The organism is Thalassomonas sp. M1454, assembly GCF_007097525.1.
GTDB lineage: Bacteria > Pseudomonadota > Gammaproteobacteria > Enterobacterales > Alteromonadaceae > Thalassotalea_A.
Genome location: NZ_VKDD01000008.1, coordinates 66,644 through 88,749 on the forward strand (window position 1 = coordinate 66,644; position 22,106 = coordinate 88,749).

Here is a 22,106-nt window from a genome sequence, read left to right on the forward strand (position 1 = left end):
TACAGGTTTTAATCCTGTAATTCTTTTAGCTTCCTAGTTAAAGTATTGCGACCCCAGCCCAGCTTTTTAGCCGCTTCTTGTTTATGCCCATGAGTAAAATTTAGAGCCCTATCTAAACAGATCTTTTCAAATTCGGGTAAAGCCGTTGATAATATATCACTTGAACCTTGGTTAAGTTGCTCATCAATCCAGTTTGATAGCTGTGATTTCCAACTACCTTGTGTTGTTTGACTAACAACTTTAACCGAAGATAATTCTTCTGGTAAATCGCCAACTAATATCTCTTGGCCACTAGCCATAACTGTTAAATAGCGACAGGTGTTTTCTAGCTGCCTTACATTACCAGGCCATTCGCATCGCTGCATAAACTTAATTGCTTCTTTGGAAATACTTTTTGTTTCAACCCCTAATTCATTAGCGGCAAGATTTAAGAAATGCTTAGTTAGTTGTTCAATGTCTTCTTTACGTTCAGCTAAGCTTGGCAGCTGAATACGGATGACATTTAAACGGTGAAATAAATCTTCCCTAAAATCACCTTGTTGCACTCTGTCTTCTAGGTTTTGATGGGTTGCTGCAATGATCCTAACATCAACGGTAATTGGATTATGGCCACCAACTCGATAAAATTGTCCATCCGCTAATACTCTTAATAAGCGTGTTTGCACATCGAGGGGCATATCACCAATTTCATCAAGAAATAATGTACCGCCATGGGCTTGTTCAAAGCGACCTTGGCGTACAGAATTAGCCCCAGTAAAGGCGCCTTTTTCATGGCCAAATAATTCAGACTCAATCAAATCTTTTGGAATAGCGGCCATGTTTAGAGGAATAAAAGGTAGGTTCTTTCTTGGGCTGTGCATATGTAGTGCATGAGCTACAAGCTCTTTACCTGTCCCTGATTCACCATTAATAAGCACGCTAATACTTGAGCGAGATAGACGTCCTATAGCTCTAAAAACTTCCTGCATAGCGGGTGCTTCACCAATTATGCCTACGCCATTTTCTTTATTGGTTACTTTAGTTTTTTTCGCTTGTTGTTCTTGTGCGTGAGTAAGTGCGCGTTTAGTTAAAGATAAAGCTTCATCGACATCAAAAGGTTTAGGTAAATATTCAAACGCACCACCTTGGTAAGCATTTACCGCACTATCTAAATCAGAATGCGCTGTCATGATGATCACTGGCAATTCAGGGTATGAAGAGTTGATAATCCCTAACAATGTCATACCATCCATTTTCGGCATGCGTATATCTGAGATAATCACTTGTGGCTGACTCACTTCTAACGCGGCTAAAAGATCATCGGCATTACTAAATGATGCGCTTGATATATTAGCTCCTTTTAACGCTCGCTCTAATACCCATCTGATCGAGCTGTCATCATCGACAATCCAAACTTGTTCTGCATTCATGATAAGTTTCTCTTAGGTAAAGGTAGTAAAATATTAAATTGGGTGTGCCCAGGGTAGCTATGGCACGATAGCTTACCTTGATGCTGATGTATTAAGGTTTGTGCTATTGATAACCCCAATCCAGTTCCATCTGCTCGCCCTGATACCATAGGGTAAAAAATGGTGTCTTGGATATGTGCAGGGATGCCAGGACCATTATCAATAATTGATAATTTAACGGCCAAGCGAACATGCTCGCCATTGATTGTTTGATTGGTAGCTATACGTGTTTTTAAGGTGATTTGACCGCTTTCATCAAGTACCTGAATTGCATTACGAATGATGTTCAATAAGGTTTGTTGTAGCTTTTCTGTATCAATTTCCATGTCAGGAATGGAAGGGTCATAATCACGAATAAGCTTAATGCCTTTTTCGTTGTCCATGCTAACTAGTTGGAATACTTTTTCCATAACTTCATGGATGTTATGCATCTCCAACACTGGTAATTGATTTGGTCCTAACAGTCTGTCGACTAAATTAGTAAGTCTATCGGCTTGTTCAATGATCATAGAGGTGAACTCTTGTTGGTCATCACTAAGCTCTCTATGTAGTAGCTGGGCTGCACCTCTTAATCCACCTAATGGATTTTTAATTTCATGGGCTAAGCCTTTAATTAAATCTCTCGCCGCTTCCCATTGCTGCTCTTGAAATACTTCGGCACTAATTTCTTTTTGTTTATCTCTTTGGGTACATTCAAGTAATACATGCTTGTCGTTGTTATAAAAAATAATAGAAGCCGTTACTTCTAGCGTTTTATGCTGATGTTCAATAAATTCTAATACCACTTCTGAATCAGTAAAGTCTTGGCCAGTTGCAAAAACTTGGTGCAACCTTTCCGGAGTAATACTGCAATGGCTAAAAATTTCTAGAAATGGTTGACTATACAAACGGTTTAAACTGCGAGCAAACATGGCTTCTGCTGCGGAGTTTAGGTATTGAATAGTGAGATTTTTATCGAGCACTACAAGAGCAGTAACCATTTGCGAGGCTAAATGCTGAGAAAAGGCGAGCTTAATGTCTTTGATATTAACGTTTGTAAACAACTGATTCTCCATTGCACTGTTTTGGTGCGCTACTTATTTCAGTGTAATAAATAGTTAGGTGATTTGCACCTAAATAGAGAAAATGGGCTTAATTCACTCTCGCTCGATGCAGATATACGGTTCTTTCTTTAGAAGATGCAATTATCTTGCCTTGATTGTTAATTAGCTCTAATTTTATTTTATGCTCACCTCGATCGACATCTCTTAAGATAAATACTGAACGGGTTTGTGGTTCGCCATGGATAGCGCCATTCATTATTAACCTTACTTTGAAACCTCGTTTAAACACTGGCGCAACTCGTCCTGAGATGTATATAGAGCCAGAGTTATCACGTATTGTGGCATGGTCTTCGGGTTGGGTAATTTCTACTTGATATTCTTCAGCAATAACTCGTGGAGTAATATCTAGCACAGAGGTATCTACAGATGTGATGACGGTTTGTTTATTATTGACTTCTATTTCTTCAGCTCCGGCTTTAGGGCTATCTGAAAACACTAGGTCACCGCTCGCATTGCGCCACACATAAACCTTGCTTGAAGCAGCTAAGACAGGTGCTAGCAACGATAGTAATAGTATTGCAAAGATAGAATATCTAAACATTCGGGTTCAATTTTCCTTTTTTAAAACCGTTAGTTATTAATTTAACTAAATATTAACGGTTTCGCTAGTTATTAATGAAAATGATTCAATTCAATTTTCTATTAGCTAATAAAAAGCCCGCATAAAGCGGGCTTTAAATAAGTTATTTACTAGCTTATACGCTGTAGTACATTTCAAACTCAACTGGGTGAGTAGTACTGTTTAACTTCTCAACTTCAGCACGTTTAAGGTCAATGTAAGCTGCAATCATGTCGTCATCCATAACGCCACCAGCTGTTAAGAAGTCTTTGTCAGCTTCAAGAGCGTCTAATGCTTCTTCAAAAGATGCTGCAACTTGTGGGATTGCTGCTGCTTCTTCTGCAGGTAAGTCGTATAAATCTTTATCCATAGCATCGCCAGGGTGGATCTTGTTTTTGATACCGTCAAGGCCAGCCATTAACATTGCAGAGAATGCTAAGTATGGGTTTGCTGTTGGATCAGGGAAACGTACTTCGATACGACGAGCTTTAGGGCTAGGTACTACTGGAATACGGATAGAAGCAGAACGGTTACGTGCAGAGTAAGCAAGCATTACCGGTGCTTCAAAACCAGGAACTAGACGCTTGTACGAGTTAGTTGAAGCGTTAGTGAAAGCGTTAAGTGCTTTAGCATGCTTAATGATACCACCGATGTAGTATAAAGCTGTTTCAGATAAACCGCCGTATTGATCACCAGAGAACAAGTTAACACCGTCTTTAGCTAAAGATTGGTGAACGTGCATACCAGTACCGTTATCACCAACTAGTGGCTTAGGCATAAACGTAGCTGTTTTACCGTATGCATGTGCAACGTTATGAACAACATACTTATAAATTTGTACTTCATCAGCTTTCTTAACCATAGTGTTAAAACGACAAGCGATCTCGTTTTGACCACAAGTTGCAACTTCATGGTGATGTGCTTCAACAACTAAGCCCATTTCTTCCATGATTAAACACATAGCAGAACGTAAATCTTGAGATGAATCAACTGGAGCTACTGGGAAGTAACCACCTTTAACGCCTGGACGGTGACCTGTGTTGCCGTCTTCGTAATGTTTTGAACCATTCCATGCCGCTTCTTTGTCGTCAACTTTATACATTGAACCAGACATGTCAGTGTGGAATTTAACATCGTCAAATACGAAGAATTCTGGCTCAGGACCAATTAATACTGTATCTGCAATACCTGTAGAGCGCATGTACTCTTCAGCGCGGTTAGCAACAGAGCGAGGGTCACGGCTGTAACCTTGCATTGTAGCTGGCTCTAAAATATCACAAGTAATATTTAAAGTAGTTTCTTCAGTGAACGGGTCTAATACTGCTGTAGAAGCATCAGGCATTAATACCATGTCTGATTCGTTAATGCCTTTCCAACCTGCGATTGAAGAACCATCGAACATTTTACCGTCTTCAAAAAAATCTTCATCTATTTGATGATGAGGAATTGAAACGTGTTGCTCTTTACCTTTTGAATCAGTAAAACGTAAATCAACGAACTTAACGTCGTTTTCTTTGATTAAATCTAAAACTGCTTGTGACATGAACGTCTCCAAAATTTCTGTGCAGGTTAATAATAAAAATGTAAAAACATTTACTTGATTTTTACTAAGCCAGAATTGTGCCAAACTTGCAAGTGCTGATATTTAAAGGATTTTAATTTTTACTTATTTTTAGTTTGCACTATTGCGGTGCGTTATTTCACTTGTTTGGTGCGCTTGTTTTGTTGCCAGAAAATTACCATGTAATCTAATTGCTCTTGCACAGATTTGGAAATACTATCTAGGTAAAGAAATGTAAGTATTGATGCTTTTAATTTGTAATCGATTATTATTTTTTTATAAAAATATTGGAGATAAACCAGTTGTTGACTAAAGCTTTAAATTTACCCGCATTAATAATGTCAGTTCTCGTATTGATTTGGCCTGTTAATTCTTCTGCAAGCAGTATTGACCAAGCTGATATTTATTTTCAGCAAAAACAATACCAGTTGGCCTTAAAACAGTATATGGATTTGGCTGATGTTGGTAACGCTAGAGCATATTATCAATTGGGGGCTATGTATTATAACGGACTAGGTATAGAAGCTAGTAGTTCAAATGCTGTTATTTGGTTTGCTTTAGCCGCAGAAAGTAATTTTGAAAATTCGGCTGAAATAGTTGCTGACTTATTATCAAGAGCATCGGAGCCAGATCGAGTTAAACTTGAAGAAATAATAACTGTATTTAAAGATAAATATGGTAAACAAGGCGTGCAGAGAAAATACTTTCCTGAATTTAAGCAAGGCCTTTTAGAGCAGAAAATCGTGTTTGGAGGTGGAGACTCACTTGATCCAAACTATATTGTAGATGATGAATTATCTTTACCAGAAAATGATGACTTTGAAACTTTTGATGAAGAAAACTTTGGTGAAGATGAGTTATCAAATGAAGACCCTTTTGCTAGTTCAGCAAACTCTAATAAATTAAATTTACTTATAAATCGACCTTATATGTTAGTTGTTGACTATGATATTGAACCAGACGGGTCGCGCCGTTATTTTGAAGAAATACAAACTATAGGTAATCCGAAAAAAGGTTTAGAAGACTTATCAAACAATAATGCGATTGAACCAACATTCAATGGCAAAAAAGTAAGCTTTATACAGCGCTCATATCTTGGCATAGCTAACTACAATAAATTTGAAGTTCGTGAGCAATATAACTTTCTTTATTCAAAAGTAAGAAAGTATGTGCGCCACCTTGCTGATAGTGAAAATCCTGTTGATAAATATAACTATGCGATGGCTTTATTGAACTTCACTTGGCTAACTCAAGAAGAGGGGCAAGCTGAAGCTTTGTTGAAAAGTTCAGCAGATGCAGGCGTTGCTTTAGCTCAACTTGAATATGGTTTATTACTCTACAGAGAGCAAAGAGACATTAAGCTTGGCATCGAATTTATAACCAAAGCTGCACAGCAAGGACTAATACGAGCTGAATATCGATTGGGAAAAATAATACTCGATAGCCCTTGGGTAGTGAATGATAATAAGAAAGCTTTATTTTGGTTAGATAACGCCGCTCAGAAAGAGCACATTGCCGCGAGTTTAAAAGCTGCAAACCTTAAATTAATAGCTAAAGATAAAACCTTATTAGATGTATCTGGTGCAATTGACTATCTTGATAGGCTGAGTGCGACAGAGCAAGCTAACCCTGAATATCATTATTTACAGGCGTTGGCCCATAATAATATGCGCCCAAGAAAATTATCTGTTGCGGTAACTTATATAAGGGAAGCTATAGCAATGGGTGAAGATCGTGATTGGGATGTTACTCATTGGCAAAATACATTAAAAAGATGGACATCTGGTGGCTCGGTGACCATTGTTGAGATGGACTCGGACTAATATTATTCCCAGTTATTATTATCAGCTATATAAGAGGCCAATACCATCGTATTGGTCCTTTTATAGGAAATCTCGTTCTGCATTATTCTGCTATATAGCTAGGCATAAATGAACATTCCACCTTTTGTCGTTCGACTAAAATAACTTAATAACAGTGATTTTGATTGCTTATTCTATTCAAATGCACTTATTAACACCTTAAATACACTATTTATTTTCTTTATTGGCCACACTGCTGTACAATACGCGCCCAAAGTAGTGCTGTGCATAAAATGCATGTGCACAGTAGATCTATTAAACCTAAAGGCTAAACATAGTGTTAGATAAATTACGTAACATCGCAATCATTGCTCACGTCGATCACGGTAAAACTACCCTAGTTGACAAATTGCTAGATCAATCAGGTACATTAGACGCTCGTGCTGATCATGACGAACGAGTAATGGATTCAAACGATATCGAGAAAGAACGTGGTATCACAATCCTTGCTAAAAACACTGCAATCAACTGGAATGACTACCGTGTAAACATCGTAGATACTCCTGGTCACGCCGATTTTGGTGGTGAAGTTGAGCGTGTTATGTCAATGGTTGACTCTGTACTTCTTATTGTTGACGCACAAGAAGGTCCAATGCCACAAACTCGCTTCGTAACCAAGAAAGCATTTGCTCAAGGTCTTAAGCCAATTGTTGTTATCAACAAAATTGATAAGCCTGGTTCTCGTCCTGAGTGGGTTATGGATCAAGTTTTTGATTTATTCGACAACTTAGGTGCTACTGATGAACAATTAGATTTCCAAGTTGTTTATGCTTCTGCTATCAACGGTTGGGCTTCTTTAGATGCTGATGAAGTTGGCACAGACATGACACCATTGTTCCAAACAATTGTTGATCAAGTTCCTGCTCCAGATGCTGATGTTGATGGTTCTTTCCAAATGCAAATTTCACAACTTGATTACAGCTCATACTTAGGTGTAATTGGTGTTGGTCGTATTACTCGTGGTTCTGTTAAGCCTAACCAACAAGTAACGGTAGAAGGTGCTAACGGTAAATTACACAACGGTAAAGTAGGTAAAGTATTTGGTTACCTTGGTCTTGAACGTCATGAAACTGAATTAGCTGAAGCTGGTGATATCATCGCAATCACTGGTTTAGGTGAGTTAAAAATCTCTGATACTATTTGTTGTCCAAACGAAGTTGACGCTCTGCCGCCATTATCGGTTGATGAACCAACTATCAACATGACATTCCAAGTAAATACTTCGCCATTTTCAGGTCAAGAAGGTAAGTATGTTACTTCACGTAATATCAAAGACCGTCTAGACAAAGAGCTAGTTCACAACGTTGCATTACGTGTTGAGCAGTTAGATGATCCTGATAAGTTTAAAGTATCTGGTCGTGGTGAACTTCACTTAGGTATCTTAATTGAAAACATGCGTCGTGAAGGCTACGAGTTAGCAGTATCTCGTCCTGAAGTTATCATGCGTGAAGTAGATGGCCAAATGGAAGAACCATATGAAACAGTTACTATTGATGTTGAAGAAGAGCATCAAGGTACTATCATGGAAAGAATGGGTATCCGTAAAGCTGAATTAACAGATATGGCACCAGATGGAAAAGGTCGTATTCGTATGGACTTCATCATGCCTTCTCGTGGCTTAATTGGTTTCCAAACTGAATTTATGACAATTACTTCTGGTTCTGGTTTAATTTACCATACGTTCTTAAAGTACGGTCCTCATAAAGGTGGTGAAATCGGTCAACGCTTAAACGGTGTTATGATCGCTAACGCAACTGGTAAAGCACTTACTAACGCAATCTTTAACTTACAATCTCGCGGCCGCATGTTAATTGGTCACGGTGTAGATATTTACGAAGGTCAAATCATCGGTATTCACTCACGTGATAACGACTTAACTGTAAATGCTCTTAAAGGTAAGCAGTTAACTAACGTTCGTTCATCTGGTAATGATGAAGCGCAAACATTAACGCCGCCAATCATCATGTCTTTAGAGCAAGCGCTTGAATTCATCGATAACGACGAATTAGTTGAAGTTACACCTGAAAACATCCGTATTCGTAAGAAGTTCTTGAAAGAGAGCGATCGTAAGCGTGAAAGCCGCGCTGCTAAGTAATATTACTTAACAACGATTAGATATAAAAAATGCCAGCTTACGCTGGCATTTTTGTATCTAGTATTTAATAAACCTTATCAAGGTGTCAGACACCTTGATATTTAATTCGAATACAAAAAAGGCGACCAATTGGTCGCCTTTGCATGAATAAACTTTTGGTTTATTAAGCGGTGAAGTTTGCGTTAGCAAATTCCCAGTTAGCTAGAGCGTAGAACGCTTCCATGTAGCTAGGACGTAAGTTACGGTAATCGATGTAGTAAGCGTGTTCCCATAAATCAACAGTGATTAATGGCGTAACACCTTCTTCAGTGATCGGCGTAGCAGCGTTAGATGTGTTAACGATTGCTAAAGAGCCGTCTGCATTTTTAACTAACCATGTCCAGCTTGAACCAAAGTTGTTTACCGCGCTGTCTGTGAATTTAGCTTTGAATTCTTCAAATGAACCAAACTGTGCATCAATTGCTTTAGCTAATTCACCTACTGGTGCGCCAGAAGCATTTGGCGTTAATGAGTTCCAGTAGAAAGTGTGGTTCCAGATTTGTGCCGCATTGTTAAATACACCACCAGTAGAAGATTTAACGATTTCTTCTAATGATTTTTCAGCTAAATCAGTACCTTCAATTAAGCCGTTTAACTTAACTACGTATGTATTGTGGTGTTTTCCGTAATGAAACTCTAATGTTTCTTGTGAAATGTGTGGTGCTAATGCATCCATTGCATATGGTAATGCAGGTAGTGTAATCGCCATGGTCTGACTCCGAGATAATGATAATTTATAAGAAATAATTTTAAATTTTTTGCTACTGCTTAACTAGCTGAATACGAGCAATCTAGCTAGTCAAATACCAAGTTAATCGGCACGGCAGTAATTGCATCATAGTTTACTTATTTTCAGATACTTTGCTAGTTTAATTCAGTATTGTTTATGAATAGTCATTATAAAGGGGAATTATAGTTACCAAGTTGTTAATGTCATTGATTGTTCTGTTCAAAAAGGGTATTTTTGTAAGGCTTAAAATAATAATAAATAGGTAATTAAACCTTAATTAAAGTAAGGGTTTACTACCTTAAAGATTAATAAAAATAACATTTATAGGTGAATTATGGATATTTTAGCAATTTTGGCTCGTTGGGGTCATTTACTGTTTGGTATAACTTGGATTGGTTTGTTGTATTACTTTAACTTTATTCAGGGTGGATATTTTAAAAAGGCGAGCCCTGAAGGTTTAGCTGATGCGAAAAAAGCATTAGCTCCAGACGCTCTTTGGTGGTTCCGTTGGGCGGCAATGTTTACATTTATTACCGGCGCTATCTTAATCGTAGGTGTTGCTCAATTAGGGCAAATGAATGCGAGCATCATAATTGGTGCAACAATGGGTACATTAATGTTCTTAAACGTTTGGTTGATTATTTGGCCAAATCAAAAAATTGCATTAGGTATGGCTGAAGGTGATGGACCAAGTGCAGGCGCGAAAGCTTTACTTGCATCTCGTACTAACACGTTATTCTCAGGCCCTATGGCTTTCTTCATGTTAGCAGGACCACATTTTGGTACTGTAGGCATGGGTTGGGGTACTGGTATGGACTCAATCGCTTTATGGATTGCTCTAGGCCTTGTTGCGGTATTAGAGATAAATGCCATTGTTGGTAAATTAGGAATCATGACTACTGTTAAAGGTGTGATTCATTCAAGCTTAGCATTAACTGCAATCTTAGTTGCTGTATTAAAACTAGTTTAATACTAAAAAATACATCAATCGAATTAACCGGGCATTGCCCGGTTTTTTATTATTTATTGGAAGCTATTTTAATTACTAGGGCTCATATCGTTGAAGTTTGACCTAGATCGTTAAAAAATAACCGCAATTGCATAAAATGTTGTTATGCTTAATATAACTTTTATCTAAATTCTTAAAATATGAACCACACACTTAAATTGTTAATTGCTTCTTGTGTTCTTTTATTCTCATCACTAGGAGCTAATGCTCAAGAGTCAGAGCAACAATCAAGCGAATCACAAACGCGGCCAACTAAAGAGTTAACTGCAAAAGAGTTAGATCTTGAGGCGAAACAAAAAGCTGCTGAAGCGACAGGCTTAGATCCTACGCAAGTAGTAGGGCGTGTTGAATTTAACTATTCATATATAGAAAAGAAGAATGGTACTGAGCGTCAAAGTGGTATTTTAGCACTTGATAAAGATACCAGTAAAAAGACTGTCATAGGGATGGAGATACCTATAGCCACAGCAAAATTAGCTAATGGTGAAGAGCAAAATGGTATCGGTGATGTTAAATTGCAAATTAGACATCTAGCCTTTGTAAAAGGAAAGTTTGTTACATCATTTGGCTCGAGCATCACTTTAGACACAGCCTCTGAAGATCAGCTAGGCGATAATGCAAATGCTATCGGTGTTGGTATGTTTAACGCATGGAAACATGGTGAATGGCTAGTAGCAAATATCACTAGTGTAAAAGTTTCTGAAGATGAAAATTATGACTCAGTTTCGCTAAGCCCAATTGTTGCCTATCAACCTATGGGGGAATACTTAAGTTATGTGAGGCTTGCGGGCTCTTACGTATTGCGTACTGATTCTGGTGATAGCATCACCAATGCTTATGTTAATTTAGGTAAGGTTATGCCGAATAAAGATGTATATTCATTTGGTACTAAGTTTAATATTAGTGGTCCAGACGATGATGATTTTGTCTTGTTTTTAGGTTACCGCCGTTTGTTTTAAACAAAACATTTGGGGCTAGTGTCCTAGCCCTAATTAACTAAAACCAAATTACTCTAAAAGTCCTGCATATGGGCGGTAGCGAGCGGCATCGATTATCGACCATAAATGCACTAATGCTCCTACAATCCAAAGAACAATCGTAAAATAGAGTACGCCACTAATAACAAAAAACATTATTGCCGCTAATAGTCTTCCTTGAACTAATTGCCCTAATCCAGGTATGAATATGTTGCATATTGCAGCTAATACATTGCCACCAGATCCTTGACCAGCCATCTTCTACTCCTAAGTCTTTAATTTTTATTTAGTTTGTAAAGTTAAAATCACAAAACTGATTTAATTGGTATAAACTCAGTATAATGGTTTTACTTTAAAAAATATAAAGAACATTGGATGAAATTGTCACAAATTATTGCTCGCAGGCCAAAGCTGTTAATTTCCTACCGCTTCGCTCAGCATTTTATTACTCGCTGTAAACACGACCAAATCCAAGTATCTTCAGGGTATTTATCGTATGTGACGTTAATGTCATTAGTGCCTTTAGTGATGGTAATGGTTTCGATTGTTTCTGCCTTTCCTATTTTTGGCGAGCTCCATAACGATATAGAAAATTTTATCTTCAGCAATTTTGTACCCGCTGCATCAGAGCAAATTCAAGAGCAAATTGATGGCTTTGTCACTAATGCATCACAAATGCCTGCAGCTGCAATATTTTTCTTATTTGTATTAGCTTTATTAATGATTTCTGCAGTGGATAAATCGTTAAATAGAATATGGAAAATCCACACTCGCAGAAAACGCATAACGGCTTTTGCAATATACTGGATGATCTTGACCTTAGGGCCAATACTAGTAGGAGTAAGCATAGTAGCTACTTCTTATGTTGTTTCATTAGCTACTTTTAGTGGTGTAGATATGACAGGCTTTAATGAACTGCTTTTACGCTTATTACCTTTTATGGCTTCATTAGCAGGTTTTTTAGTACTTTATATGTTTGTACCTAACATTACGGTAAAGTTTAAACACGCTATTCTTGGTGCTACTGTTGCCACCGTTTTATTTGAACTTGCTAAAAAAGCCTTTGCTGCTTATGTAACGCATCTACCATCATATGAAGCGATATATGGCGCGTTAGCTGTGATCCCAATCTTATTCTTATGGGTTTATTTATCTTGGCTAATTGTTTTTATCGGCGCTGAATTAGTGGTCTGCATGCAAGAATTCAATGGTTTTGTGAATAAACCGTCTAAAATTACAGCTAGAGAACGAACATAAGGCTAACTTGTGCAACCTTTATATCCCAAAATTAAACCTAATAGTGAAACATTTCTTCAATTAGGAGAGCATCGAGTTTATGTTGAAGAAAGTGGCAACCCGGATGGTATCCCGGTAATTTATTTACACGGCGGTCCCGGTGGCGGTAGTAGCCCAGATCATCGCCGTTATTTTAATCCAGAAAAATACCGAATTATTATATTTGACCAAAGAGGGTGTGGGCAATCAACACCGCATGCCAGCATTAATAATAATTCTACTTGGGATTTAATTGACGATATTGAAGAAATTAGAGAGCACTTTGCTATCTCAAAATGGCTTGTTGCTGGAGGCTCTTGGGGTACAACACTAGCCATTGCTTACGGTATTAAATTTCCCCAACGAGTCTCTGCCTTCATTTTGCGAGGCATATTTTTAGGCACGCAAGCAGAAGTGGATTGGTTATATGGAGCAAATGGTGCAGGAGCTATTTACCCTGATCATTATCAAGATTTTATTGCTCCATTAGGGCATGAAATTAATGATGATATTGTCTCTGCTTTTAATAAACAGCTATTTGATAGTAATGAGATTGCTCGTATCGCCAGTGCTAAAGCCTGGACTTTATGGGAAACTAAAATATCCGCTTTGCACATAGATAAAACAGAATTAGTTAGCGTAGAAGAAACCCATGACGCTATAGCCATGGCGTGTATAGAAAATCATTACTTTGCCAATAAGTGTTTTTTTGAAGATAATTATTTGCTCAATAATATTGATGTAATTAGTCATATCCCTGCTTTTATTATTCATGGCCGTTACGATATGGTTTGCCAAATAAAACAAGCATGGTTATTAGCCAAGCAATGGCAAAATGCACAATTACAAATTATTCCTAAAGCTGGGCATAGTGGCTTCGAACAAGGTATTATTGACGCAATATGTCGGGCGGCCGACAAAATGGCTGATTTTTTATTAACTAAATAAGCCGGTAATATCAAAATAATAAAGCAAAAGAATAATTTATGATCGCGTTAGTACAAAGAGTGTCACATGCATCGGTAAGTATCGATGGCAAAGTAAATGGTGAGATAGATAAAGGTTTAATGGTATTAGTGGCGGTAGAGCATGCTGATACCGAGGCAAAAGCAAAGCGCTTAGCCGAGCGAGTAGCTGGTTATCGTATGTTTAGTGATGAGCAAGGTAAGATGAATTTAAATGTTGGCCAAGTTGGTGGTGATATTTTAGTAGTCTCACAATTTACCTTAGCGGCAGAAACGACACGTGGCATGCGCCCAAGCTTCTCAAAATCAGCAGAGCCTAGTTTAGGTAAACATCTATATGAATATTTTTGCCTACAGCTTAGAGCTTTAGGTTTTAAAGTACCAACCGGGATTTTTGCTGCTGACATGCAAGTGTCATTAACCAATGACGGGCCTGTGACCTTTACTTTAACTGTTTAATCAATATTATCTGCAATTTTCTGAGCTGCTAATTTATGAATTCTAATATAACTAAGCCAAATGTTATTTCCGCAAACGAATATCAAGTGTGCACACCTCAAACTGAGCAAGAGTTTGCCGCTTATCACCAAGTACGCTTTAATGAGCTGCGTAAACCATGGCATCAAGCTAAAGGTAGTGAAGTTGATGCTCTCGAAGCGCAAGCGGTGCATCGAATGGTATGTGACCAGCAAGGTAATGTATTAGCTGTAGGACGTTTGCATAAAGTATCTAAAACCAATGCGCAAATACGTTTTATGGCAGTTAATAGTGCGCATCAAGGCAAAGGTCTTGGTTATATGGTTTTGCAAGCATTAGAGCTAGAAGCAGCTAAGCAAGGGGTATTACAAATTCAACTTAATGCTCGTGAAGTAGCACTCGCTTTCTATAAAAAGTGTGGATATAACTTAATTGAGCAAGTGCATACTCTTTACGACGAAGTTAAACACTATGCGATGAATAAAGTGCTTAATGAAAGTCCCGGTAATTGCACACAGTGGCTAAGCGAACTTAAACAATCTTGGCATAATACTATTCCTATGGCGAAAGCTATGCAATTGCATCCAAGCTTTTATGATCGAGAACAGCTATTTGTTATTGCTGATCGAGCTGCCAACATTAATCTACACAATACTATGTTTGCCGGCAGTATTTATACTTTGGCTACATTGACCGGTTGGGGTTGGGTGCAGTTATTACTTAAACAAAATAATTTATCAGCAGATATCGTTTTAGCCGATGGTAATATTCGTTACATTAAACCGTTACAAGGTGAGCCGCTTGCAAAAACTTCCACCGAGTTGGTATCTGGTAAAATAGCTGCCATTGCTCGAGGTAGAAAGGTCAGGGTTAATGTGCAAGTTAATGTTCATGATGGCGACAATATTGTAGCCGAATTCCACGGTAAGTACGTTGCGATTCCGGATCAAACCAATAAGGCTGATAATGACAACGCATAGCAATGAACAACTAAGTGTTGGCATCATTGGCGCAGGTTGGGTCGGTGAAGCGCTTGCCCAAATGTTGAAAAAACTAAAGTTTAATATCCTGGCAAGTCGGCAATCTGAAGATGGTTTGCAAGTACTCGCTAACTCCGGTATTCCTAATATTAAGCTGTCTGTGCAAGCCGATTCCATATTAGAACATGATAATCTAATTTTTAAGCAACAATGCCTTATCATCTGTATTCCTCCAGGGATCCGTTATGGTAAAGGTGACTACCCGCAAAAGATAAAACAAATAGTTGATGCTGCAAGCTCTGAAAATAGTAAAGTGACAAGCTTGATCTTGCTTAGCTCTACTGCAGTATATAATGGCTTGCAAGGTGAGGTTAATGAACTTACTAAGCTTGATTATAGTGCTGAAAAAGTCGAACTTTTAGCTACGGCTGAGCAGTATGTGCTTAACTCAAAACTAGCCCATAAGTATGTTATTCGCCTTGCTGGATTAATTGGCTATTACCGTCAACCCGGTCGATTTTTTGCTCAGGGGCGAGCTATCCCTAATCCTGATTCGGTAGTTAATTTTATTCATCGAGATGATGTACTTGGAATAATATGCAAGTTAATTACTATGCTCTCAATTGGGCAAGCCCCTAATGCCAATATTATTAATGCGGTAATTAATGATCACCCAAAAAGAAAAGATTTCTACCTTAAAGCGGTAGACAAAGCGACATCAAAAACAGCAATATTTAAAGAACAAGAAGAAGTTGCAGGTAAATTAGTAAATAGTGTTAATATAGCTCAGCTGTCATATCAGTTTATTCACCCGAAGTTAATGTCTTATTTGGACGAACAAAATGAAAGCTAATACAAAAATCCTTGCTAAAACCTATCCGCAGGAGGGCAACTTTACTAAGAAAAAAGTAACCTTGTTGGCACTTGTATTATGGCTTCATATCACAATTTTAGATTTGTTTGTGGTTACCTCAAAAGGTCCGCAACTGCTTTGGCAAGACAATATTAGAATAGAAACTCTAGTAACCCATATACTGTTAGTTGCACTAAGTGTACTTAGCTTTATCTTTATTCATCGTATTCACCTAAATAAAATTAGTAAATCACTTAGCCAATCAACAAGTAAGTAGCATTTAAATTATGAACTATACAACCAGTTTTACACTTGACCGTGCCCATTATAAAGAATGCTTTGAACAATCGAATGCATTACAACCAAAATCGAATAGCCGTTTTATAAAGCCGGTTGTAATGGTTTTATTTGGTTTGTTCTTTTACGCGACAAAAATTGATGGCATCAGTGCACACTTAGGTGCATTCTTCTTCATACTTGCCTTTGTTGAAGTGCTAAATACTATTTATGCACGAGGTTGGTGGGTTACCAGACAAATGCTCAGTAAAGCTGCTGGCAATGATGTCACCATATCATTGAACGAAACAGGATTAGATATAAATTCAGATTTCGTAAAACAATCTATTCAGTGGACTGAAATCACTAGTGCCACCCCCACCGAAAAAGGCTTAGTGTTGAAAGTAAATAATGCCAGCCATTATTTATCTAAAAGTTGTTTTAGTGAAGATGCTTGGCAATTCATCAACTCGAAAGTATCTACTTAGCTTAAAGATAACTGCGGAGGCATAGGGCAATCTAATGTGTCTGCAATGGCTCGCATCAACTCCATTTCTTTACTAGAAAAGAGCTTATTACTGGTAATAATATACAGGCTGGCGCGTAGTAGCTTTTCTTTATCGGCTGGCGCAAGTGTTGAGAGCACATTAAGTGCGTTATCTAATATTAAGTAGTCATAACTAATACCACTAATATTTAACTCTTTGCCTAAGTTTAATACATCACTTGCTATCATTAATATTTTTTGCGATTGCTCTGTAGAGAGATTTGCATGACAAAAATTTATTAACATGGCAAACAGCACATTAATTGATGAAATATTATTTTTCATCTGTGTTGGCTTAATATACTTATTGTTGTTTTTGTTATATTCAGTATCTAAATGACGTAATAGTATTTTTTGTAATACCCACTCAAAAGTATCAACTTTTTCATCGGCATTAATTAAGTAGTCTAAATTTGATTTAAATAATTGATAACGGCCAATAGATAATTGTTTAAGAGTCGGTAGCACTAAATCAATTAATGGCAATCTTAATCTTATTTCTAAATTAACGACTTGTTCGCGTAAACTAAGTACATGGTCAATAACCTCATGATCGCCTTTATCTTTTATTCGCTTTAACTGTTTCGTTAATACCGCTTGTTCTTTATTTAGTAATAAACAGTAAATTAAAGCCCTAGCTTTAAAGGGGCAATGGCATGCTTGATAAACATCAGTAGGAATTTGCGCGATTAAATGTTGTGCATGGCTAATGTTTTCTACATTGACCTTACCCACTTCGGTCATTATTTCATTAACTATAACAGCGGCTGTAACTCCAGAAGCGACTTTTTCTGCTTTTGAGGCTGACTTTGTCGTAGCGTCATTTGTTTCTGTATTCGTTGTTTTTTTTGCTTGCTGGTTAGCCATTTTATTTTTTATTAAAAAATAAGGTGATACTCGTTTTATGCGTTTTTCGATAGGTGGGTGGGTTGCAAACATAGAATCAACGAAAGAGCTAACGCCATTACTAAAATATGCATGGCTCATTTGCGGTGCTTGTGGGGTGTCTAAAGTAGAACCGTAGCTATGCTTTGCTATTTTATTAAGCGCGCTAGCGATACCGTCTTTATTACGAGTAAATTGCACTGCAGAGGCATCGGCTAAATATTCTCTTTGTCTACTTACTGATGCTTTGATCATGTTACCAAAAAAATTACCACCAAAGCCAATCACCACTAGGCTAAAGCCTAAGCCTAAAATAGGCATGGCATTTTTTCGTGAGCCACCAGCTGAACGTAGTAAAAAATAACCAATATAACCTATGACTAAGATACCATGTAAAATCCCGAGTAAGCGCATATTTAAACGCATATCACCATTTAATATATGGCTAAATTCATGAGCAACTACGCCTTGTAACTCTTCTCTATCTAATGTGTCGATGCAACCTTGGGTAACTCCAATAACCGCATCTGAGTTTTTAAATCCGGCAGCAAAAGCATTAATGCCATGTTCATTCTTCATTAAATAAACTGATGGCACAGGTGTGCCTGAAGCTATCGCCATCTCTTCAACAACATTCAAAAGCTTACGCTCATTTAATTCGGTGACATTGTGGGTAAGTAATGTGCCACCTAATGATTCTGCAATGGTTTTGCCTCCAGCAGAAAGTGACATGGTTTTATAGATACTCCCTAACAGGATCACTAGGGTGACACTGATCCCGATAAAGAAGAAAGTCTCCCAGTCAAACTGCTGAGCGACAACATCCGTTGAAGGCAGGCTACCATCTTCTATAGCTAAAAAACCAAACAGTAACATGACTAGTAAATTAGTCATTACTATTAGGCTAATAATTGCTAATCCAAATAAACCAACTAAACGTGATGTGTTGCGTTTAGCTTGCTGCTGCGATTGAAAAAAATCCATTTAAAAAGATACTTTAGGTGCTGCCTGTATTGCTGCGCTATCTTCAAATTCAAGTAAAGTCGCATCTTTGCTATGACCAAAGCGGCCGGCGAAAAAATTTTGTGGGAAACTTTGTTTATAAGTATTGTAAGCCATTACTTGATCATTAAAGCCTTGACGAGCAAAGCCGACTCTATTTTCCGTGCTGATTAACTCTTCACTTACTTGCATCATATTTTCATTGGCTTTTAAATCAGGGTAGGCTTCCATCACTACATTGAGTTTACCCATTGCTTGATTTAACGCACCCTCAGCACCCATTAATGAGTTCATTGCGCTAGCGCTTCCAGGCTGTGAAGCTGCAGCTGATAACCCTTCTACCGCGTTATTTCTTGCGGCAATAACAGCTTCTAATGTTTCACTTTCGTGTTTCATATAGGCTTTTGCTGTTTCAACAAGATTAGGAATTAAGTCATAACGACGTTTAAGTTGCACTTCTATTTGTGCGAAAGCATTTTGATAACGGTTTTTAAGAGCGACTAGCTGATTAAATATACCAATAATATAAAAAACGGCAGCAGCAACAACTAGCCAAAAAATGACAGTAGACATGTCCATGTTAACCCTTGATAAGTGAATATTTTGTTAATTGTAATGATAACTTATCGGTTAATCTAAACTAGCGCAAGAAAAATCAAGGGGGTCAGAGTAACTTGAAATAAGTCATTGGATTATAGATAAAAAAATGCCAGTCAATAGGTGACTGGCATTAGCCAAAAGGCATTACAATCTCAGGGCGAGAAATAACTAAAATTAGTTAGTGTTAATACAGTAACAATTAATTTACATGCAAACTGTTACTCAAATGTAATTAAGATTAACAACTTGTACTTTCTTTAGTCCCTCGCAATTAATTATGGATTGCGCTTCTAATGGGTACGATTTAAATTATTTCTTATTGGTATTTAAGCCCATAGTAGACATCCATTGGTTATAGTCTAAGAGGTTAGCAGGTAAAATAACTTTTCGATTGTCCTTACTTAACCCTTGCATTTGCTTAAGATACTGCTCACTTAACTGCATCTCTAACGCCTTTTTACCGCCGTCTTGATTTATTACGTTAGCAACTTTAATGATTGAATCTGCTGTTGCCCTCGCAAGGGCAATAATTTCAGAAGCTTTACCTTCGGCAGAGTTAATACGGCGTTGCTTTTCACCCTCTGATATATTAATGGTTTCACGCTTGATACCTTCCGAGCGATTGATCACTGACTGTTTATCACCTTCACTTTTCGCTAATATGGCTCTGCGTTCACGCTCAGCATTAACCTGCATTTCCATAGCAAGCCTTACTGTTTGTGGAGGGGTGATATTTTTGATCTCGTAACGATGAACTCTAATGCCCCAAGCTTCACCAGCTTTATCAAGTACTTCAACTACTTTTGCTGATATAACATCACGCTCTTCAAAAGTGCGATCTAAATCGAGAGTACCAATAACTGAACGAGTCGTCGTTTGTGCAAGTTGCATGGCGGCAAAACGATAGTCAACTATACCGTAGCTCGATTTAATCGGTTCAATGACTGAAATATAAATCACACCATCAACTTCTACATTAACTTCATCTCTTGAAAAACATTCTTGTGGCGGAACATCGATTGTTTCTTCTTTTAAGTCTTGTACATAAGCCACACGGTCGATAAAAGGGAGCAGGGCATGAAAACCAGCATCTAAAGTTTTATGATATTTTCCTAAACGTTCAACAACGTAAGCTGATTTTGTTGGTACTAAACAAATTGACTGAAATAATTTAATAATAAATATTAGAAATATAGCGCCCCAAATAAAAAATACAGCTAAATCCGTTGGTTGGTAATTTTGTAAAAAGTCCATTATTTAGCTCCTTGTACTGCAGTTGTTACTTTATCCATACCTTCAAAGAAACCTTCTAGTTTTGCTATTTCTGCGGGTAAAATTGATACATCGGCTTTATCTAATACAGCACCTGTTTGTTGTATAAATTCTTGCATTAAGCGCATTTTAATAGCGTCATCGCCACAAGGAGTATTTGCTGCTTCGGCGATTAAGGTCATGCCTTGAGCCGTTGCTTCGGCAATTATTTCAATTTCTTTAGCTCGACCTTCTGCTTCGTTGATCTGCTTTTGTTTATCGCCTTCTGATAAGTTAATTGCTTCTTGGCGGTCACCTTCAGATAAATTAATCATCGAGTCACGAGCAGCATTTGCCAAAGTAATTTCGGCGCGTTTACTACGCTCTGCTTCCATTTGTTTTTCTAGGGTGTGAATAACATTAAGTGACGGGGTAATATTGCGCACTTCGTAGCGTAAAACTTTAATGCCCCAAGGATCTGACGCTTTATCAATTTCACGAACAATGGTTTCATTTAAGGTATCGCGTTCAGAGAATGTTTCACTTAAACTCAATTTACCTATTTCACTTCGCATTGTTGTTTGAGCTAAGTTAATGCTGGCGCGACGATAATCTTCAATACCATAGCTAGCTTTAGCTCCGTCCATTACTTTTATGTAAACTAAGCCATCAACATCAATTTGAATATTATCTTTTGAAATACAGCTTTGTGCTGGAATATCTAATACTTGTTCACGAGTTTCATGGCGGTAAGCAACTCGATCAAAAAATGGAATTAAAAAATGTAGTCCCGGCTGCATTACAGCGCGAAACTTACCTAATCGTTCAATAACACAAACTTCGCGCATTTCTACAATAAGGATCAATTTAACTAATATAAATAAAAAGCCTAATAAGACTAAGGTAAAAATAAACACATGACTCTCCTTGGGACTGCTTGTCCTTTTATAATTTCTTTAGAAGGAATATTTTTGAGCTAGTTGAGTGGTTAACTAACTTTTTCTACAACATAAGATATATTATCTCGACACACTATTTTTGCTTTATCGCCTTTGGTTATCTCGCTGCCATCGCCGAGTGCGCTCCAGTTACTGCCTTGAAATAATATACGACCTTTTTTATTACCCGGTCCTATTGTTTCAATAACCTCAACTTCTTGACCAAATACATCTAGATTTTCATCGGTATTTTCAATAATTGTATCGCCACCAACTAGTTTTTGGCTAACGTTACGAAATGCCAATAACAAGACAATAGATAAAATAAACCAGAGCGTGAAAGCGTGTACCCAACTATCAATAACATCAAGTTGTAAGGTAACTGCGACAATTAAGGCGGATGTACCAAGAAAAACAACAATACCACCAGGTAAAATTAGCTCAGCTAGCATTAGGAATATACCAACGCTACCCCATGCTAATACATCATTACTCATTTCCATTTCTCTCTCCATGTCTTTAGAGGTTTGTTCTCCTCAACTTATTAATACCCGTTACGATGTTAATTAGTTGTAAATCAATATAGCAGAGAATTTTGTAGATTGCGACATATTATGTCAAGGTGAATATCGAGTCAGATTTTGAAGTTGCTTGATTTAGCTTTCATTTGTAGC

22 protein-coding genes are annotated in these 22,106 nt (G+C 37.6%); 11 read left to right on the top strand and 11 right to left on the bottom strand.

Annotated elements, in window-relative coordinates; genetic code table 11:
• Positions 1–8: 8 nt before the first annotated feature.
• The 4 genes from glnG to glnA form a co-directional block, all read right to left on the bottom strand.
• A complete protein-coding gene (glnG, locus tag FNN08_RS14940; protein WP_221931808.1) occupies positions 9–1,412 on the bottom strand; it encodes a nitrogen regulation protein NR(I) in 1,404 nt (467 codons plus the stop codon).
• Complete coding sequence (gene glnL / locus FNN08_RS14945; protein WP_260679366.1) at positions 1,406–2,491, bottom strand: nitrogen regulation protein NR(II); 1,086 nt, start codon at positions 2,489–2,491, stop codon at positions 1,406–1,408. Before glnL ends, glnG begins: the two co-directional genes overlap by 7 nt.
• A gap of 88 nt (positions 2,492–2,579) precedes the next feature.
• Positions 2,580–3,092: a DUF4124 domain-containing protein gene (locus FNN08_RS14950; protein ID WP_143587219.1), complete on the bottom strand. Its 513-nt coding sequence runs from the start codon at positions 3,090–3,092 to the stop codon at positions 2,580–2,582.
• A gap of 154 nt (positions 3,093–3,246) precedes the next feature.
• Positions 3,247–4,653, bottom strand: coding sequence for a glutamate--ammonia ligase (gene glnA, locus FNN08_RS14955; protein ID WP_143587221.1), 1,407 nt, complete (start codon positions 4,651–4,653; stop codon positions 3,247–3,249).
• A gap of 356 nt (positions 4,654–5,009) precedes the next feature.
• On the opposite strand from glnA, the gene FNN08_RS14960 reads away from it, so the two are divergent.
• Positions 5,010–6,494 carry a tetratricopeptide repeat protein gene (locus tag FNN08_RS14960; protein ID WP_143587223.1) on the top strand — a complete coding sequence of 495 codons (1,485 nt, stop codon included), beginning with the start codon at positions 5,010–5,012 and terminating at the stop codon, positions 6,492–6,494.
• Positions 6,495–6,807: 313 nt separating this feature from the next.
• The gene (gene typA / locus FNN08_RS14965) at positions 6,808–8,628 is read left to right on the top strand and encodes a translational GTPase TypA (protein WP_143587225.1); all 1,821 of its coding nucleotides are present in this window, start codon (positions 6,808–6,810) and stop codon (positions 8,626–8,628) included.
• A 163-nt stretch (positions 8,629–8,791) separates the two neighbouring features.
• Here typA and FNN08_RS14970 read toward each other — a convergent pair whose 3' ends face one another.
• Positions 8,792–9,376, bottom strand: coding sequence for a superoxide dismutase (locus tag FNN08_RS14970; RefSeq protein ID WP_143587227.1), 585 nt, complete (start codon positions 9,374–9,376; stop codon positions 8,792–8,794).
• Between the two features lie 355 nt (positions 9,377–9,731).
• Between FNN08_RS14970 and FNN08_RS14975 the strand changes: the two genes are divergently transcribed.
• The gene (locus FNN08_RS14975) at positions 9,732–10,367 is read left to right on the top strand and encodes a urate hydroxylase PuuD (RefSeq protein ID WP_143587229.1); all 636 of its coding nucleotides are present in this window, start codon (positions 9,732–9,734) and stop codon (positions 10,365–10,367) included.
• Between the two features lie 179 nt (positions 10,368–10,546).
• Positions 10,547–11,365 carry a hypothetical protein gene (locus FNN08_RS14980; RefSeq protein WP_143587231.1) on the top strand — a complete coding sequence of 273 codons (819 nt, stop codon included), beginning with the start codon at positions 10,547–10,549 and terminating at the stop codon, positions 11,363–11,365.
• A 48-nt stretch (positions 11,366–11,413) separates the two neighbouring features.
• Here the strand turns inward: FNN08_RS14980 and FNN08_RS14985 are convergent, their stop codons facing one another.
• Positions 11,414–11,641 carry a hypothetical protein gene (locus tag FNN08_RS14985; RefSeq protein WP_143587233.1) on the bottom strand — a complete coding sequence of 76 codons (228 nt, stop codon included), beginning with the start codon at positions 11,639–11,641 and terminating at the stop codon, positions 11,414–11,416.
• Between the two features lie 117 nt (positions 11,642–11,758).
• On the opposite strand from FNN08_RS14985, the gene FNN08_RS14990 reads away from it, so the two are divergent.
• Genes FNN08_RS14990 through FNN08_RS15020 form a run of 7 tightly spaced genes read left to right on the top strand, consistent with a single transcriptional unit; the run spans position 11,759 to position 16,697 of the window.
• On the top strand, positions 11,759–12,640 hold the full coding sequence (locus FNN08_RS14990; RefSeq protein WP_143587234.1) for a virulence factor BrkB family protein: 882 nt from the start codon (positions 11,759–11,761) through the stop codon (positions 12,638–12,640).
• Positions 12,641–12,649: 9 nt separating this feature from the next.
• On the top strand, positions 12,650–13,606 hold the full coding sequence (pip, locus tag FNN08_RS14995) for a prolyl aminopeptidase (protein WP_143587236.1): 957 nt from the start codon (positions 12,650–12,652) through the stop codon (positions 13,604–13,606).
• Between the two features lie 38 nt (positions 13,607–13,644).
• Positions 13,645–14,082: a D-aminoacyl-tRNA deacylase gene (dtd, locus tag FNN08_RS15000; RefSeq protein WP_143587238.1), complete on the top strand. Its 438-nt coding sequence runs from the start codon at positions 13,645–13,647 to the stop codon at positions 14,080–14,082.
• A gap of 35 nt (positions 14,083–14,117) precedes the next feature.
• Positions 14,118–15,080 (top strand): bifunctional GNAT family N-acetyltransferase/hotdog fold thioesterase, encoded by a 963-nt coding sequence (locus tag FNN08_RS15005; protein WP_143587240.1) that lies wholly within the window; start codon positions 14,118–14,120, stop codon positions 15,078–15,080.
• Positions 15,067–15,933, top strand: coding sequence for a hypothetical protein (locus FNN08_RS15010; protein ID WP_143587242.1), 867 nt, complete (start codon positions 15,067–15,069; stop codon positions 15,931–15,933). Before FNN08_RS15005 ends, FNN08_RS15010 begins: the two co-directional genes overlap by 14 nt.
• A complete protein-coding gene (locus FNN08_RS15015; RefSeq protein ID WP_143587244.1) occupies positions 15,923–16,210 on the top strand; it encodes a hypothetical protein in 288 nt (95 codons plus the stop codon). Before FNN08_RS15010 ends, FNN08_RS15015 begins: the two co-directional genes overlap by 11 nt.
• 10 nt (positions 16,211–16,220) lie before the next feature.
• Entirely contained in the window at positions 16,221–16,697 is a 477-nt protein-coding gene (locus FNN08_RS15020; RefSeq protein ID WP_143587246.1) for a YcxB family protein, read from the top strand.
• On the opposite strand, the gene FNN08_RS15025 is transcribed toward FNN08_RS15020, so the two are convergent.
• From FNN08_RS15025 to FNN08_RS15045, 5 genes are all read right to left on the bottom strand, one after another.
• Positions 16,694–18,625 (bottom strand): M48 family metallopeptidase, encoded by a 1,932-nt coding sequence (locus FNN08_RS15025; RefSeq protein WP_143587248.1) that lies wholly within the window; start codon positions 18,623–18,625, stop codon positions 16,694–16,696. The genes FNN08_RS15020 and FNN08_RS15025 overlap by 4 nt on opposite strands.
• Positions 18,626–19,222, bottom strand: coding sequence for a LemA family protein (locus FNN08_RS15030; protein WP_143587250.1), 597 nt, complete (start codon positions 19,220–19,222; stop codon positions 18,626–18,628). It lies immediately after the preceding gene.
• A gap of 330 nt (positions 19,223–19,552) precedes the next feature.
• The gene (locus FNN08_RS15035) at positions 19,553–20,497 is read right to left on the bottom strand and encodes an SPFH domain-containing protein (protein ID WP_143587252.1); all 945 of its coding nucleotides are present in this window, start codon (positions 20,495–20,497) and stop codon (positions 19,553–19,555) included.
• Complete coding sequence (locus tag FNN08_RS15040) at positions 20,497–21,411, bottom strand: SPFH domain-containing protein (RefSeq protein WP_143587254.1); 915 nt, start codon at positions 21,409–21,411, stop codon at positions 20,497–20,499. The genes FNN08_RS15035 and FNN08_RS15040 overlap by 1 nt, the downstream gene beginning before the upstream one ends.
• Positions 21,412–21,482: 71 nt before the next feature.
• On the bottom strand, positions 21,483–21,935 hold the full coding sequence (locus FNN08_RS15045) for an NfeD family protein (RefSeq protein ID WP_143587256.1): 453 nt from the start codon (positions 21,933–21,935) through the stop codon (positions 21,483–21,485).
• Between the last annotated feature and the right edge of the window lie 171 nt (positions 21,936–22,106).

Excerpts from the sequence above, each read along its gene's own strand:
- glnA (WP_143587221.1), bottom strand. The coding sequence starts at position 4,653 with ATGTCACAAGCAGTTTTAGATTTAATCAAAGAAAACGACGTTAAGTTC.
- FNN08_RS14970 (WP_143587227.1), bottom strand. The coding sequence starts at position 9,376 with ATGGCGATTACACTACCTGCATTACCATATGCAATGGATGCATTAGCA.
- FNN08_RS14990 (WP_143587234.1), top strand. The coding sequence starts at position 11,759 with ATGAAATTGTCACAAATTATTGCTCGCAGGCCAAAGCTGTTAATTTCC.
- FNN08_RS15005 (WP_143587240.1), top strand. The coding sequence starts at position 14,118 with ATGAATTCTAATATAACTAAGCCAAATGTTATTTCCGCAAACGAATAT.
- FNN08_RS14985 (WP_143587233.1), bottom strand. The coding sequence starts at position 11,641 with ATGGCTGGTCAAGGATCTGGTGGCAATGTATTAGCTGCAATATGCAAC.
- FNN08_RS15025 (WP_143587248.1), bottom strand. The coding sequence starts at position 18,625 with ATGGATTTTTTTCAATCGCAGCAGCAAGCTAAACGCAACACATCACGT.
- FNN08_RS15030 (WP_143587250.1), bottom strand. The coding sequence starts at position 19,222 with ATGGACATGTCTACTGTCATTTTTTGGCTAGTTGTTGCTGCTGCCGTT.
- FNN08_RS15035 (WP_143587252.1), bottom strand. The coding sequence starts at position 20,497 with ATGGACTTTTTACAAAATTACCAACCAACGGATTTAGCTGTATTTTTT.
- FNN08_RS15010 (WP_143587242.1), top strand. The coding sequence starts at position 15,067 with ATGACAACGCATAGCAATGAACAACTAAGTGTTGGCATCATTGGCGCA.
- FNN08_RS14980 (WP_143587231.1), top strand. The coding sequence starts at position 10,547 with ATGAACCACACACTTAAATTGTTAATTGCTTCTTGTGTTCTTTTATTC.
- FNN08_RS15020 (WP_143587246.1), top strand. The coding sequence starts at position 16,221 with ATGAACTATACAACCAGTTTTACACTTGACCGTGCCCATTATAAAGAA.
- FNN08_RS15015 (WP_143587244.1), top strand. The coding sequence starts at position 15,923 with ATGAAAGCTAATACAAAAATCCTTGCTAAAACCTATCCGCAGGAGGGC.
- FNN08_RS14950 (WP_143587219.1), bottom strand. The coding sequence starts at position 3,092 with ATGTTTAGATATTCTATCTTTGCAATACTATTACTATCGTTGCTAGCA.
- dtd (WP_143587238.1), top strand. The coding sequence starts at position 13,645 with ATGATCGCGTTAGTACAAAGAGTGTCACATGCATCGGTAAGTATCGAT.
- FNN08_RS14960 (WP_143587223.1), top strand. The coding sequence starts at position 5,010 with ATGTCAGTTCTCGTATTGATTTGGCCTGTTAATTCTTCTGCAAGCAGT.
- FNN08_RS14975 (WP_143587229.1), top strand. The coding sequence starts at position 9,732 with ATGGATATTTTAGCAATTTTGGCTCGTTGGGGTCATTTACTGTTTGGT.
- FNN08_RS15045 (WP_143587256.1), bottom strand. The coding sequence starts at position 21,935 with ATGGAAATGAGTAATGATGTATTAGCATGGGGTAGCGTTGGTATATTC.